Below are 1,595 nucleotides of genomic sequence, written 5' to 3' on the forward strand. Positions count from 1 at the left end.
ATGAATAACCATGGTGTGTGGGGCAGCGCCATCGATGGTATGCAAATAGACATCCCAGACAGCCTCGCCTTCGCGGTCGGCCGACGCCTCCAGGGTGCTGACGGCCAGCCAGCGCCCATCGGGCGATATGCCGTACCCCTGCCGGTAATCAAAGGGGTACCCGCCTAGGGTTGATAATGAAAAGCGCGTCGACAACTCACGTGTTGATAGATTATACACCGCGACCAGGCCCCACGTGCCCGAACGACGCACGCTGGCGGTAAAAATGATAAGTTCCTCACCTGAGGGGCCGGGCAGGGTACGCTCGATGTGGCTGCTCCGGAGAAAACTGGCTCCATCCAGCCGGCGCAGATCGCTCGACGCGAGAACCACCCTGGCCTCACTAAGGGTGGCGTCCCTCACGTCGCGTAGCACGACCGCCGGGCTATTCTCGTCGTTCAGTTGTCTCAGATAGCCGAACGTGTCCTCGTCCAGCCAGAACGGCGACCAGCCGAATTCGACGAGTTCCGCGTCCTCGCCCTGCCCATCGGCCAGATAGAGCAGCGGGCGCATCTGGTCGGTAGAGAGCGGGGTCGGCTGGGCCAGGGCCAGCAGCGAGCGCCGCCCGTCCGGCGACGGGGTCATCGCGCCCAGCAGCCCATTGGCCGCGCACGTCTCCCGCCCGGCGCAGGCCGGCAGGGAGGCCAGCGCGTATAGCGGTGTGGTCACGGCAGCGTCCAGGAAAAGCTGCATCTGGTCTGAACCGGGCGCAGCTGGCATGGCCGTAAGGGGCAGATGGGGCAGGGCGCTGTACGTGATGGTCGTCGCTTGCCCGTCGCGCCAGATGAAAGGCAGTTGGCTGCGCCCCTCGACGTTGCGGCTGGTGACGACGACGCCGTCATGCCCCGGCAAGGGGATGAGGATGGGGTCTTCGACCAGGTCGAGCTGGCGCTCGCGCCGCAGCCGGCCGGCCGATAGGTTGTAGCGATAGAGCGCCGCTCGCAGCGCCCCCGGTTCCTGGCAGAGCAGTTGCAGCGCCGCCTCCGGCCAGGGTGGGGCTGACGCCTCCCGCGCGGCGGCGTGGCGCGCGACGACATAGCGCAGCCACTCCCGCTCGAAGTCGGCCTGCGTGGCGTAGGCCCCGCCGGTCACGCGCGACAGCCAATCCCAGTAGTGACGGTTGCTGTAGTCCAGCAGGGCGCGCTGCATCTCCGGAATGGGCATCGCGCCCGCCTCTTCCACCAGGAAATCGACCAGGGCGTAGACGGCCGGCGCGCCGTCGGCCACCGAAGCGGGCAGGTTGTAGCGCCAACCCGCCTCGGCCGCGGCCATGTTGGACGGCTCGGCGACCAGTTCCGCGAACGCCTCGGCCGTCACCGGCCACGGGCGCAGGCCCAACTGGTGCAACTGCGCCTCCAGCAACACGGTGTAGAACAGGGCGTCGGAGCAGCAGGCCCAGCCGGCGTAGTTGGCGACGGCCGCGCTGGCGACGCGGGCGGCATAGGCGCGGTAGAGCGCCCGGTAGCCCGCCTCGTCCACCGGCGCTCCAAAGAGCGTCGGCGCGGGCAAGACCATTTCCAACCCGCCCTGCCAATAGTGCCGGGGATCGTCATAGG

Annotated in this window: 1 protein-coding gene; it reads right to left on the reverse strand. The window is 68.0% G+C overall.

Features of this window, described 5'->3' with window-relative positions:
• On the reverse strand, positions 1 to 1,595 hold a 1,595-nt coding region (locus ACE3UY_RS21345; RefSeq protein WP_374689498.1), incomplete at both ends, for a hypothetical protein.

The organism is Promineifilum sp. (SeqCode) (assembly GCF_041918635.1).
GTDB lineage: Bacteria > Chloroflexota > Anaerolineae > Promineifilales > Promineifilaceae > Promineifilum.